Genomic DNA, 14,532 nt, shown 5'->3' on the forward strand with positions numbered 1-14,532 from the left:
TAAATAACTCGAATCACTGATAAGAAAACCCTACAGATTTTTAATTCTTTCTTTTTCTGAACAATACATAAGATTTTATGTATAAAAATTATGCGCGTTTTGAAGTCATTTCAATAGTAACCATTTCAACATTGCCACCAATAGGCGGGTTTATTTTAGACACTTCAACGGTAGCTTCATTAACAATAGCTATTTCATCAAAAATTCTATCTAAAACACGTTTAGCTACATGTTCTAATAATTTTGAACGAATTGCCATTTCTTCTTTTACAATTTTATTAATGTGAACATAATCAACAGTATCTTGTAAATCATCACTCGTTGCAGAAGGTTGTAAATCTGCTTTTACAGCAACATCTACACGATAATCGCTTCCTATTTTACTTTCTTCAACCAAACAACCATGAAAGGCATATACACGAATATTGGTAACTCTGATAATTCCCATAAATTCTATTTTAAGAATGCAAAAATAAGTTATTAATATTAAATTTTAACCAGTGAATAAATCAAAGATGTTGCTTAATGCACTTGTTTTTGCTTTATAAAATTCTGTGTAGGAACAGCGCTCACAACTTACAGAACTAAATTTTGCACTTTGTACATCAAAGATTTTTGACCAGCGTCCGCCAGTTGCACGCATCTCTCCTACTGTATACGTTCTATTATTACATTTTGGACATCTATAATTTGAATGCTGCATAAATTTTTGTTAAGGTTATACGATATGTTTTTATATCAAGTTAGTATAGAACTTACTAATATCGTTACAGACAAATAATTTTATATATAGTATTTTAGCGTATGCAAATAGAACTTTCTTTATTTTCTATATTAGACATATTAACTGCTTCTACAGCGTTAATGTTAGGATTATTATTCTTTACAATTAAATCAGAAAATAGAAAAGCAAATATATTTTTAGGGCTATTTTTATGGAGTATAGCAATTCAATTAATCAACGGAATTGTATTTGAATATTATGAAGAAGAAGATATCGAAACTACTTTTTATATCTTGGATCCAATATTATTTATCCTTCTCTTTTTATTTTTCTATCTAAATACAACTATCAATCAATCAATTAATAAGTGGTATTATTTGTTATTCATTCCAGGAATTATACAGAATATTTTAATCAATAGTAGCGTATTAAGAGAGATTGAAGAAAGGTTTGAAGATTTTATTTTACTGTTCTATTTCTTTGAAATACTATTATTGATTTATGTCTTTAAAATACTAAAAAATCATAAAAAGAGAATTAGTAATTTTTATTCTGAATTGGAATTTAAATCACTTTCCTGGCTAAAAAGTATTCTCATCGCAATTTTATTATTTCATCTAATTTTAATTGTTGAAGGAATTACTGGCGTGGAAGAAGCAGAAAATGAATTGTGGGAAGGTATTTTTCAAATCTCAGCAATTTCTTTACTATTCTTCACCGTATATTGGATTGGATATAATGGTTTTTCACAACCAGAATTATTCAAACAATATCTATTTCAAAGAGAAGATATAGACCCGAAATTAGAAACAAAAGAAGAAGATTCTTCTAATGAACTTCAAGAAAAATTCAACAAAATTCAAACAATTATTTCAGAAGAAAAACTATATACCGATTCAAAATTAAATCTCCGAACACTTTCCATAGCATTAGATATAAAAGAAAAAGAACTTTCCAAAATGATAAATCAGTGTACAGAATCTAACTTTTATCAATTCATTAATAACTTTCGTGTACTAGAATTTAAAAGATTGCTTCAATCTCCAAAAGCAAAGCAATTATCTATTTTAGGTCTTTCGCAAGAAGCAGGTTTTTCTTCAAAATCAACGTTTTACAGTACATTCAAAAATGCTGAAGGAATGACTCCAAAACAGTATGAACTATCCCTTAAAAAGTCCGAATAGACGCAGCTGGACTAGTTGAACTGCATAAAGTATAAGCTTGGACGTTAATTTGTTGTGTCAAAAACACACAATTAATTAAATACGTTATAATTTATGAAAAGAGTATATCCAATTATGCTAGGACTTTTAGCAACAATCACAATAAGTTGCATTTCTTGTTCAAATGATGACAATACCATTACAACAACACCGACAACTCCAACACCTTCAGGGATAAACCCAGGAACCGATCCAAACTTTACCATTGTTGCAAACAGTGACGCTGGCTTTGCAAGTTTTAATAGAAAAGTAGAGGTTTTTGGCATTGATATTTATGCAGTAGCTGCTGTTGAAGATGCCAAATTATTACATGCTGCTAATGTAATGGCACAATACTTAGATAATAATGAAGATGGTGTGGTAGATGATCAATTAGTGATTGATAAAATGGTAGAAAACAGAGCTTTTTTAGTAATGTGGGCTACTGAAAATGATTTAAATATTAATCCACCAGCTGGAAGAATTGGACAAGATCTTGGAAATGATGAAACGAACCCTTCGTTTGTATCAGGAGGAAGAACTGGACAGTTTGATGCCTCTTTAGAAGAAGTTTTACACATTATCAATAATGCAGGTCATTCGTTTGCATATCCAAGTGCGTTTGGACAAAATGCAGGTTCAGATTTAGCAAATGCCATGGATATTGCCAGAGGCGGGCAATTTATGACCATTCCAAATCCATATCCAGATGGTGCATGGTATACATATGATGATGCAACGTGCGATTATGCCTCTTGTCAAACGATAGAATATCTATACTGGGCATTAACTTCTATGTTAGGAGCGCAAGAAAATAGACTGAACGAAATAGGTCATGAATGGAAATTAAATACAAATGCATTAGTACAAAGTACGGATACAGCAATTTTTACCTTGCTAAGCAATCCTACTTATAAAATGCCTACGGTATTACCAGACGGAACATACAGACACTAATAAAATTAAAAAGCGTTGTAAGCTGTTGTTTTTATAAACAAAATAGAATATAAAGTCTCCATTAAACTTTGTTAAATGTTAAAGAATAACAGCTTTACAACCACTAAAAAAATACTGAAAAATGAAAAAAATAAACGGCATAACAATATTATTCCTAGGGCTTTTCTTTATGATAAGTTCTTGTAGCAATGATGACAACACAGTACAAACAACAACAAGTTCTGAAACAACTGAACAACAAAAAGTATTCAAAGAATTTTGGGATATTTACGATAGACATTACCCACTAATGCATCGAAAAAATATTGATTGGCAAATAGTTTATGATACATATTATCCACAAATAACAGCAACAACGACAGATTCTCAATTGTTAGGAATTTTTCAAACCATCATGGGAACTATTATAAAAGACGGACATTCTAGTCTAACGTTTAATAATACGCAAGAAGCAGGTTTTGAACCAGCATTCAATGAAAATATTGAAAATATGATCCAAAACAACATTGCTAGCAAAGTGAATATTGTAGCTAGTAGTGTAAACAATCCGTATATCTCTTATGGAACACTAGTAAGCAATTCAAACATTGGATATATCAATTCTAAAAACTTCGAACCTGTAAATGAAAATGATAGTGAATTCAACAACTTTAAAGCTATTGTAGATGAAGCTTTAACAGCATTACAAAACAAAAATGGAATTATCATAGATGTTCGAACAAATGGTGGCGGACAAGGTCCTTTTGCATATTATTTAGCTGGAAGATTCTTTGCAAACAATACTCCAATAGAATTGATAAGGCAACGTATAAAAACGACCACAGGAAGTACAACGGCTTCATTAGGAAATTGGGCAACAACTGAATTTGAAGGCTATGCAGATGCTAGAGTGGAAGGTGGATATGTAGCAGGAGTTTTCCCTGAAGACAACACCATAACTGCTTCAGGAACGTTTCAGTATACAAATAAAATAGCCGTTTTAACATCAAGAGGAACTGCAAGTGCTGCTGAATATTTTACAGGAGCTATGAAAACACAAAACCATGTAAAAACGATTGGCGATACTACGTTCGGAATCTTTGCAGGAAGTGACATATTTACACTAACCAATGGCAGTGGAAAATGGAGAACTAGAGTATCGACACACGATGTTGAAATCATGTATAACAATACATTTCAATCTTTTGAAGGCATTGGTATTACTCCAGATGAACCTATAATTCCAACAACTACTCAAGTAAATGCAGGAAATGATGTTCATATAGAAGCTGCTATAAATTATATTATAAATTAATACAGCAATATTTACCAGCCAAGATGATTTGTTTATTAATTATGTTTAAGAACCTTTCCTGCCAATAGCAAGAAAGGTTTTTTTAGTATATATTCACTTTAATTCGCTAATTTTGCGGCTTTAAATGTTGAAATAAATACTCCTATGACGGAAGAAACAAAATCACTCAATTTTATTGAGCATATCATTGAGGAAGATTTGGCCAATGGAATGTCTGCAAACAATTTACGTTTCCGATTTCCACCTGAGCCAAACGGGTATTTGCATATCGGACACACCAAAGCTATTGGAATTAGTTTCGGTTTGGGCGAAAAGTACAATGCACCTGTAAATCTTCGTTTCGATGATACAAATCCTGCCAAAGAAGAGCAGGAATATGTAGACGCGATTAAAAAAGATATTTCTTGGCTTGGTTATCAATGGGCTAACGAATGCTACTCTTCCGATTATTTTCAACAATTATACGATTGGACAGTTCAATTAATCAAAGAAGGTAAAGCCTATGTAGATTCGCAATCTTCAGAAGAAATGGCGAAACAAAAAGGAACGCCAACAGAAGTAGGAACCAATAGTCCGTTTAGAGACAGAAGTCCAGAAGAAAATTTAGACTTATTCCAACGCATGAAAAATGGCGAATTTAAAGCTGGAACACATGTATTGCGCGCTAAAATTGATATGGAAGATCCAAACATGTTAATGCGTGATCCATTGATGTACAGAATTTTATACGCACATCATCATAGAACTGGAAACGAATGGTGTATTTACCCAATGTATGATTGGACACATGGAGAAAGTGATTACATTGAACAAATTTCACACTCATTATGTTCCTTAGAATTTAAACCACATAGAAAACTCTATAATTGGTTCAAAGAGAACGTATTTGAATACAGTAAAGAACAATATCCATTTCAACCAAAACAACGTGAATTTGCACGCTTAAACCTAAGTTACACCATAATGAGTAAACGTAAATTACTCAAACTGGTAGAAGAAAACTTAGTTTCTGGTTGGGACGATCCACGAATGCCTACTATTTCTGGCTTACGCCGAAGAGGTTATACGCCAGCAGCTATCCGAAAGTTTGTAGATACAGTTGGTGTTGCTAAGCGCGAAAATGTAATCGATGTATCGCTGTTAGAATTTTGCATTCGTGAAGATTTAAACAAAACGGCCAATCGTGTCATGGCAGTTTTAAACCCTGTTAAATTAGTCATTACCAATTATCCAGAAGGAAAAGTGGAAATGCTTGAAGCAGAAAACAATCCAGAAGATGCTAATTCAGGAAACCATGAAGTTCCTTTCTCAAGAGAATTATACATTGAACGTGAGGATTTCAAAGAAGATGCAAGCAGTAAGTTTTTTAGACTAACTCTTGGAAAAGAAGTACGTCTTAAAAATGCATACATTATCAAAGGAGAAAGTGTGGTAAAAGATGCAGATGGAAATATCACAGAAATTCACTGTACACATGACACTGATAGTTTAAGCGGAAGCGGAACAGAAGCTAGTGTACGTAAAGTAAAAGGTACATTACATTGGGTTTCTATTGCACATGCAATGCAAGCTGAGGTTCGTGTATACGATCGTTTGTTCTCTGATGAAGCACCAGATAGCCACAAAGACAAAGACTTTATGGAATTTGTAAACCCAGATTCACTCAAAGTGGTAAATGCCTTTGTAGAACCGTATTTAAAAGAAGCAAAAATTGGAGATCGTTTTCAATTTCAACGTTTGGGATACTTTTGTATAGATGAAGATACAAGCGATGAAAAATTGATTTTCAACAAAACGGTAGGTTTACGCGATACTTGGGCGAAGCAAAAGCCAAAACCACAGCAAAATCAACCAAAACAGCAACAAAACCAGCAACAATCAACGAGACCAGCGATAGAAGAAATAAAGAAATTAGGTAAAAAATATACCAATCTTCCAGAAGAAAAACAGCAACTTACAAAAGCTAAAATTCAAGAATTAGCTATGAAAGTTCCGTATGAAGATTTAGAACCTTTATTTGCGACGGCAGCTAAGAAAGCTGGAACGCGAATTGCGGCTATGATTACCTTAGGTGTTTTGTTGAAAAAAGGACAAGAACGCAATGGAAACATTGATGAATTCATAGAAAAAGCATTAAATGACAAGAACGAATTGTTGGTAGCAGAAGCACAACAAGTATAATATAAAATTCAAATAATAATTTTAAAAAGACTGTACGTTAGTATGGTCTTTTTTTATGCGATATAATAACTTAAAATAGATTTTTGCATAACAATAACCTTCACTTCTACTCTATTTTTAACACAAATAATCACAAAACACACCTGGAATGTGATATACAAATTCAGTTAAAAACGATTAAAGACAATGTTTTCATTTATACAGTAAATTAATTCTTAATAAATAGTGAAGACACCTAAGTAATAAAAAAACATTCAAAAAAATGTGGTGACTCCTAGTTTAAAAGAAAATCAAGTGAAATAGAAGCTAAAAATCATGAAACTCTTTCAAATAAAAAGCGCATGATTAAGAAAATAAATAATGCTAATAACCTAAAATTGATATAGATAAAACAGGCTTATCCTCAAAAATGTTAACATTTTTTTGCTAACTTATCATTATATTGCCTGCTAATTACATTTTTCACAAAAAATTATCATCAATATAATGTTGATAATGCACGAAAAAATATTTAGACCCTATACTAAACATAATTAAAAATTGTTATGAAAAAAATTACTCTAGCAAAGAGCTTCCCAAGCTCTTTTATGCTTATGTTAATAGCAGTAATCTTCTTGAATTGTACGGTAGCATCTGCTCAAAGTACAATATACTTCCAAGATGAGGTGATTACAATGCCAAATAACATAGCTTCATTTAATTGGGATTCAATGCCTGAAACTGCAAAATATAATAATGGATACTTTGCTTGGGCACATTTTAGTCAAACACCAACACAGGATATTCAAGATCAGTTTGCACAAAGAAACCTTAAACTTATTGAGTATTTCCCTCATCAAACGTATTTAGTGTATTTGCCAGAAAACACACAAATTTCGTACTTACAACAATCAGGAATTGTTTCTATCATTCCAATAGAGAACAACTTTAAAAAATCAACAGACATTAAGCTTAATAACATTGGCGATCATGCGATGGAAGGAAACAATATCGTTGTGATGTTAGAGTATTATGACTTTATTGATAGGAGTTATGTACAAAGAGAACTTTCAAAAATAAACGCTGTTGTTGTTAAGAAAGCTTATGGAAACAGGAACCATTTAGAAGTGGCTATTCCACAAAACCAAATGGATGCTGTGGTATCAAAGTCATTTGTAAAATGGGTAGAATTAATTCCAGAAGCACCAGTATTTCAAGATCTTAGAGGTAGAAGCTTACATAGATCTTCAAACTTGGACACACAAACACCAACAGGAAGAAACTATACAGGAGCCGGAATTGGACTGTTAGTTCGTGATGACGGAGTTGTAGGACGACATATTGACTTTCAGGGAAGACTTGAAAACCCAATTACAGCAAATGGTGGTACGCATGCTGATGGAGTTTCTGGAATTATGACAGGAGCTGGAAATTTGGATCCAACAAATAGAGGAATGGCTGTGGGAAGTGACTTTTATACAACTGATGCAATTAATGATATTACTGCACTTTCATTTACGGACAACGCAACTGTTACACTCGTTAATAATGGAGATGTACAAATTACTAACAACTCTTACGGAACAGGTTGTAATGATGGTTATGATGGCTTAGGAAGAGCAGTTGATCAATTTGCAGAAAATAACCAAACGGTTTTACACGTATTCGCTGCTGGAAACTCAGGAGCTGATAACTGCGGATATGGAGCAGGAGCAGGATGGGGAAACATTGGTGGAGGAGCTAATGAATCGAAAAATACAATTGCAACAGCAAATACGTTTTTTAACGGACAGTTAGTAGGCTCAAGTAGTAGAGGACCTGCAGCTGATGGACGTATAAAACCAGATATTAGTGCACACGGTCAAGGTCAAATATCTACAACAGAAGATAACGGATATCAATCATTTGGTGGTACATCGGGAGCATCACCAGGAATTGCTGGAGTTGCTGCTCAGTTATACGAAGCATATACTATTTTAAATGGTGGCGCATTACCAGAATCGGCATTAATCAAAGCTGCATTGTTAAATACGGCAACTGACTATGGAAATACTGGACCTGACTTTAGTTTTGGTTGGGGAATGATAAACGGATTAAGAGCTGCAATGCTTCTTGAAGAAGGACGTTACTTAGATAGTTCAATTTCACAAGGAGGAAGTAACGATCATTCTATTACAGTGCCTGCAAATACAAGCGAAGTTCGTTTTATGGTATATTGGAACGATGCACCAGCGGCAGCAAATGCTTCACCAGCATTGGTAAACGATTTAGATTTAATAGTAACTGACCCAGGTAGTACAACACACCAACCTTGGATTTTAGATACAACGCCAAATGCTGCATTCTTAAACACTCCTGCAACTACAGGAACTGATCGATTAAACAATGTAGAGCAAGTTTTAATCTCGAACCCAGCAGCAGGAACTTACAACATTAATATTGCAGGATTCAACGTTCCTATGGGACCTCAAAAATATTATATAGTATATGAAATTATTACTGACGGAATTACATTAACATACCCAATTGGTGGTGAAAAATTAATTGCAGGAGCTCAAACAATTGTTCATTGGGATTCAAAAAATGCAGTAAATAATAATCAAATAGAACTTTCTGAAGATAATGGAGCTACTTGGACAAGCTTAGCAACATTACCACCAACATTAAGAAATTATACATGGAATGTTCCTAATAACTTAGCTTCTGGAGAATGTTTACTAAGAATTACGAATGGTACATTTACAGACCAATCAACAGCTTTTTCTGCAGTAAGAAGAGTTTCAGGAGTAGGTATTTCACAAGTATGTCCAGACGAAACAACAATAACTTGGACAGCGGTTTCAGGCGCAACTTCGTATGATGTATACATATTAGGAGAAAAATATATGGAAGTAGTAGAAACTTCAACTACAAATTCAGCAACAATTGTAATTCCAGAGCCATTAGACCCACTTTGGGTATCAGTAACTGCCAAAGGTGGAAATGGATGGGAATCAGAACGATCTAACGCTGTAACTGTGAACCAAGGAAACGGTGGATTATTTGGTTGTCCATTAGCTAAAGATTTAGCAGTAACAACGATTCATAATACAGAAAGTGATTTTGATAAACTTTGTAATACAGATCCAATTATTATTTCTGCAGATTTAGATAATCAAGGTACAGACCCACAGTCTAACTTTACAGTTTCATATCAAGTAGGTTCAGAACCAATAGTTAATGAAACTTATACAGCGACATTGGCTGTAGGAGCATTAGATACGTATGTTTTTACAACTCCAGCTACTTTAACGACAAACGGAGATACTACATTGCGTGTATGGACTTCATTAGCAGGTGATGAGTTTGCAAATAATAATGAACAAACATTTAACTTTAATGCACTCATAAGTGGGACTGCCATAAACTTCCATGAAGATTTTGAAACAGTTAGTGTAATACCTGAAGAGTGGACTATTAGAAATTTTGATAATGCACTTACTTGGATTTCAGCAACAAATATTACTGGAATCGATGGAAATCCTACACAAGCGATTTTTGTAGATGCATTCAATTATAATGGTGCAATAGGGCAACAAGATTGGTTAATAACTGAATATTTTGATCTAACTTCTGTTACAGATGCTACCTTAATGTTTGATTTATCTAAAGCACAATTTAATGCTACACAACAAGACGATTTACGTATTGATATTTCTACCGATTGTGGAGCAACGTATACACAAATCTATTTTAAAGATGCAGCAGATTTAGCAACAGTTCCAAATACAACAAATCAATGGATACCAACAGCTGCTTCACATTGGAGAACAGAAACGGTTAATTTAGATGCATATATAGGAAACAATATTTTATTAAGATTTGCACATGTTAATGGTTTTGGTAACTCTACTTATATTGATAATATTAAAGTAGAAACAACATTATCAGTAGGTGAAAATACATTAGAAAGAGCAATTTCTATGTATCCAAATCCAGCAAAAAGTAATGTAGATGTCGTAATTAATACTACAATTGGAAATACGTACGAAATTGAATTGCTAAATAGCATCGGACAAACAATTACAAAAACTAAAGAAACACGTTTTAATGCAAGAGCACAACAAAAACTAGATGTTTCTAAATACGGAACAGGATTATACTTTGTAAAAATTACTGTAGGAAATCAAACCGTAACAAAAAAGTTGATTGTAAACTAAAAGAGAAACACCAATCCAACCATAATAAAAGATCCTGAGAATAATTGCATTCTCGGGATTTTTTTTTGCTTGAAAATCAAGTATAAATTTTAATGATGTATTCCTGAAAAATGATCTAAAATATTTATTAAAAACAAGCTTCTTAGAAGCGTTTTTACGAACATAAAATAAACTTGAAACTACTTTGTTTATTTGATAAAGAACTATGCTGAAAACCACCTAAAAATAGAAAACAGTGAAGTTGAGGTGAACTTTGTGCAAATCTTATCTAAGAATTCAAAATTTGCTGTAAAACCTCCTTTTTCAGTCGTACACTAATCGGAATTTTATGCGTGCCAATTAAAATTTGATTTCCTGTAATTTCAGAAACTTGTGCTTTGGAAACCAAATACGATTTATGTGTTTGTATAAAAAACTGATTTGGCAATTCATCTCGCAATTGTTTCAAAGTTGTGTGTGTAATAATAGTTTCAGAAGTCGTTACAATTTTCACATAATTCTGCATCGCTTCTACAAATAGAATTTCATCGATCTTAATTTTTTTGAGCGATTTATCACTCTTCACAAAAAAGACTTCTTCATCTTCGGTCGTTTTAGTCAAACGATAGGCTTTATTCACAGCTTGCAAAAAACGTTCAAACGAAATGGGTTTTACTAAATAATCAATTACTTCATACGAAAAACTCTCTAATGCATATTGTGGATACGCAGTTGTCATCACTACGAGTGGAGAAGAGGTTAAACTTTTCAACCAATCCAATCCAGATACAATAGGCATATTAATATCCAGAAACATTAAATCTACAGTTTGTTTATGTAAAATTTCATTTGCTTGCAATGCATTTTTACACACGCCAACTACATTCAAAAAGGAAATATCATTGCAATAGGTTTGCAAGCCTTTTCGAGCTAATGGTTCATCGTCAATAATAATACAGTTTAGTACTTGCATGAAATATCAATAATTAAATCTACATGATAAAAAGTAGGTTTTTCTGTAATAGTTAATGTATGTTTTTTAGGATATAAAAGCGCCAATCTTCGTTGTACATTTTGCAAACCAACGCCGCCAACTGCTATTTGTTGTACTGTTGTATCGGTAGTATTTTTTACGGATAAAACTATTTTTTGCTCCGATTCTTTGATGTCAATTACAATGCTATTTTTTTCAGCTTCATCATGATGACTAATATGTTTGAAGGCATTTTCAATAAATGGAGTCAGCAACAATGGCGCAATTTTTAACGAAGCATGTTCATAATTGATGGTATGTTCTAATGAAATATCGTCGCCTTTTCGAATGGCTTCCAAACGGATATACTGCAACACATAATCTAGTTCTTTCTCTAACGGAATAAACGCTTCACTACTTTCATACAATTGATAACGCAACAAATCTGAAAATTGTACCAACGTATCTTTTGCTAAGGTATTATTACTACCAATTAAATGATACACACTATTAATTCCGTTAAATAAAAAGTGCGGATTTAACTGTGCTTTTAAATACTTCAATTCAGTTTGATGTGTCTCTTTTAATAACTCTTGTTTGGCGCGTTCTGCATTTCGGTATTCAAACAAAAAGCGATACAAAAACCCAAAAGCACTATATAAAATGTGAAAAAATAAATTCTGAATAGATACTGCAAAAGTCACAAGTAACAAAGATGTTCCAGGAGCAAGCAAATTATAATGTGAAGCAACTCTGGCATCTAAGTAACTTTCCACAAAAGTGATTCCCAACAACAAAAGCAATGAATAACTCCAAAACTTCAACTTTTTACGTTTGATAAAAAAAGCAGGAACCAACCAAAAAACTTGAACATAACACAAAAACGCGTTAAAAAACATTCCATAACTATACACAACACCAAGCGAGCCTGAATCATTATCAAATCCCATCCAAGTCAAATTCCCTTTGGTGACGTATAAATAATTCACGATCCAAAAAGCAAGATGTCCTAAAATTAATATGTATAGTTTTATTTTTGACATGGTCTTAAAAATAATATGAAACGTCATTCTGAATCAAGTTCAGTTTGACGAACTTTTGACTTTTAAAAAAGCTACAAAAGCTCAATCAAAGTAAAACATAAATTATCAATTTTTGGATTTTGCGGACTAAAAGCAGAAACATTTGTTAAAAGCATAACGGCTTTTTTATTTTTTTTATCAATAATCATACAGGATGAATATCCGCCAGTTCCACCATTGTGAAACAATACTGTTTTCCCTTCTTTTGTAATAATATGCCAACCCAAACCTACTTGAACCATTTCGTTTACGTCGATAGTTGCTTGTTGAGGTAAATTATAAACAGCATCTTCTTTAAAGTTCTTACGGATAAATTTCGCCATATCAACTACATTCGATTTCATTCCACCAGCACCAACAAGTGCATCTGTAAAATCCCAATTGGAATTTTCTGTACCATCAGCTTTCAAACCTTTGACTAATTGAGATTGATCTACTTTTGATAAAAGAGTAGTGGTATTGTTCATTTTCAACGGTTTCAAAATCTGTTCTTGCAACAAATCTTCGTATGACTTCTTTGTTTTTTCTGTTAAAATATACCCTAACAATCCTACGCCTAAGTTAGAATACGCACTTACTTTTCCAGGAGTATTATCTAAAGTTATTTCACTTTTCAAATACGAATGCAACATGTCAACGGTATATTTTTTATATGGATTAGCCATGTTTTCTTGTAATAGCGGAAAGATGTTTTTTGGCAATCTTGGCAAACCTGAAGAATGATTGGAAAGCATTTTCAAGCTAATTTCGTTCGTTTTTTCGGGTGATTTTTCTATCGGAAATGGCAATACATCTACCAACTTATCATTCAGTTGAAGATTTCCTGCTTTAATTTGATGAGATAATAGGAGAGAAGTAAAGACTTTTGTATTGGAGCCAATTTCAAAAATCCCTGTTTTATTGTCAATACTTTGTAATGTATCGTTCTTGCGAATAACTCCAATATAATTTGTTTTTTCTCCATCAATCAAAGCGATAGAAAGTTGGGTATTATTTGGAAAAAACTCACTGTTTTCTGCAATGACTTTTCGTATTTCAGAAGACATCGTTGAAGCATCAATAGCGTTCACGACCTTTTCTTGCGAAAGCAATACTTGTGTACTTAGAAAAATAAGGAGTAAAAAAAATGTTCGTTTCATGATGATTGTTTTTTTGATACTTCAAAATAACCACATAAAACGAACACTATATAATTCGTTTGACGAACGTATACAAGTTTTTGATGAACGTCAGTGAAACTAAACTTTTGAGAAGCTTGTATTGAACTTGATTCAATATCTAGGACGCACTCAAAGTTGTAAGTTGAACTGATTCTAATACAAATCAGGATCTTATTAAATGAATTTTCAATTGTTATGAGATTCTGAATCAAGTTCAGGATGACGCCTTCTAATAAACTTTTATTCTTTAATATCTTTCATCTCTATAGTATTCTCAGGAATATCCAAAGAAGTCTTAAAATCTGGGAAATACGCAATAATTGTACCTGTATCTTTCATTTCTTTGGCTTCTACAAAGGTCCACTTTTTAGTAGCCTCATTATAAAAACCTAACATATAACTTGTTGAAGTAATACGCTTACCGTTCATTTTCATTACGTTGTAATTTTCTACATAACAACGATATTCTCCTTGTTCTTTTACAACATCAGAAACCGATTTCGTTTCTGCAATTTCATACGCAAAACCGTTGGCTTTCATTTGTGAAAATGTTGTTTTTAAGTATTCTTCCATGACATCTGCACCGCCAGCAGCATTTAAAATGTTTGGATGTGTATAGGTGAGTAAGGTTTTAAAGTCTTCTTTTAAAGTTGCATTACAAGCTGCTTGCGCATCTTTCATTGCACTTGATTTTAGTGCTTTTATATCTTGTGAAAATACCTGTGTAGCACAAAATACAAATAGGAGTAAAGTGATTTTTTTCATGTTGATGGAGTGTTATATTTTTTAATATAATGCAAAA

Annotated in this window: 11 protein-coding genes; 5 read left to right on the forward strand and 6 right to left on the reverse strand. The window is 32.7% G+C overall.

The window, feature by feature from the left end; genetic code table 11:
- Window positions 1–88: 88 nt before the first annotated feature.
- Both folB and ACRBBL_RS10630 read right to left on the reverse strand, forming a co-directional pair.
- Window positions 89–448 (reverse strand): dihydroneopterin aldolase, encoded by a 360-nt coding sequence (folB, locus tag ACRBBL_RS10625; protein ID WP_431369021.1) that lies wholly within the window; start codon window positions 446–448, stop codon window positions 89–91.
- A gap of 45 nt (window positions 449–493) precedes the next feature.
- A complete protein-coding gene (locus tag ACRBBL_RS10630) occupies window positions 494–703 on the reverse strand; it encodes a zinc ribbon domain-containing protein (protein ID WP_431369022.1) in 210 nt (69 codons plus the stop codon).
- Between the two features lie 101 nt (window positions 704–804).
- Between ACRBBL_RS10630 and ACRBBL_RS10635 the strand changes: the two genes are divergently transcribed.
- The 5 genes from ACRBBL_RS10635 to ACRBBL_RS10655 all read left to right on the forward strand — a co-directional run bounded on the left by ACRBBL_RS10635 (window position 805) and on the right by ACRBBL_RS10655 (window position 10,536).
- Window positions 805–1,908, forward strand: coding sequence for a helix-turn-helix domain-containing protein (locus tag ACRBBL_RS10635; protein ID WP_431369023.1), 1,104 nt, complete (start codon window positions 805–807; stop codon window positions 1,906–1,908).
- Window positions 1,909–2,001: 93 nt separating this feature from the next.
- The gene (locus ACRBBL_RS10640) at window positions 2,002–2,883 is read left to right on the forward strand and encodes a hypothetical protein (RefSeq protein WP_431369024.1); all 882 of its coding nucleotides are present in this window, start codon (window positions 2,002–2,004) and stop codon (window positions 2,881–2,883) included.
- A gap of 121 nt (window positions 2,884–3,004) precedes the next feature.
- The gene (locus ACRBBL_RS10645) at window positions 3,005–4,177 is read left to right on the forward strand and encodes a S41 family peptidase (RefSeq protein WP_431369025.1); all 1,173 of its coding nucleotides are present in this window, start codon (window positions 3,005–3,007) and stop codon (window positions 4,175–4,177) included.
- Window positions 4,178–4,321: 144 nt separating this feature from the next.
- Window positions 4,322–6,358 carry a glutamine--tRNA ligase/YqeY domain fusion protein gene (locus ACRBBL_RS10650; protein WP_431369026.1) on the forward strand — a complete coding sequence of 679 codons (2,037 nt, stop codon included), beginning with the start codon at window positions 4,322–4,324 and terminating at the stop codon, window positions 6,356–6,358.
- Between the two features lie 545 nt (window positions 6,359–6,903).
- The gene (locus ACRBBL_RS10655; protein WP_431369027.1) at window positions 6,904–10,536 is read left to right on the forward strand and encodes a S8 family serine peptidase; all 3,633 of its coding nucleotides are present in this window, start codon (window positions 6,904–6,906) and stop codon (window positions 10,534–10,536) included.
- A gap of 268 nt (window positions 10,537–10,804) precedes the next feature.
- On the opposite strand, the gene ACRBBL_RS10660 is transcribed toward ACRBBL_RS10655, so the two are convergent.
- The 4 genes from ACRBBL_RS10660 to ACRBBL_RS10675 all read right to left on the reverse strand — a co-directional run bounded on the left by ACRBBL_RS10660 (window position 10,805) and on the right by ACRBBL_RS10675 (window position 14,495).
- Complete coding sequence (locus ACRBBL_RS10660; RefSeq protein ID WP_431369028.1) at window positions 10,805–11,488, reverse strand: LytR/AlgR family response regulator transcription factor; 684 nt, start codon at window positions 11,486–11,488, stop codon at window positions 10,805–10,807.
- Window positions 11,476–12,531 carry a sensor histidine kinase gene (locus ACRBBL_RS10665; RefSeq protein ID WP_431369029.1) on the reverse strand — a complete coding sequence of 352 codons (1,056 nt, stop codon included), beginning with the start codon at window positions 12,529–12,531 and terminating at the stop codon, window positions 11,476–11,478. Before ACRBBL_RS10665 ends, ACRBBL_RS10660 begins: the two co-directional genes overlap by 13 nt.
- Window positions 12,532–12,602: 71 nt before the next feature.
- Window positions 12,603–13,709: a serine hydrolase domain-containing protein gene (locus tag ACRBBL_RS10670; protein WP_431369030.1), complete on the reverse strand. Its 1,107-nt coding sequence runs from the start codon at window positions 13,707–13,709 to the stop codon at window positions 12,603–12,605.
- A gap of 261 nt (window positions 13,710–13,970) precedes the next feature.
- Window positions 13,971–14,495 carry a hypothetical protein gene (locus tag ACRBBL_RS10675; RefSeq protein WP_431369031.1) on the reverse strand — a complete coding sequence of 175 codons (525 nt, stop codon included), beginning with the start codon at window positions 14,493–14,495 and terminating at the stop codon, window positions 13,971–13,973.
- Window positions 14,496–14,532: the final 37 nt, after the last annotated feature.

The sequence above is a fragment of the Kordia sp. genome (assembly GCF_050633145.1).
GTDB lineage: Bacteria > Bacteroidota > Bacteroidia > Flavobacteriales > Flavobacteriaceae > Kordia.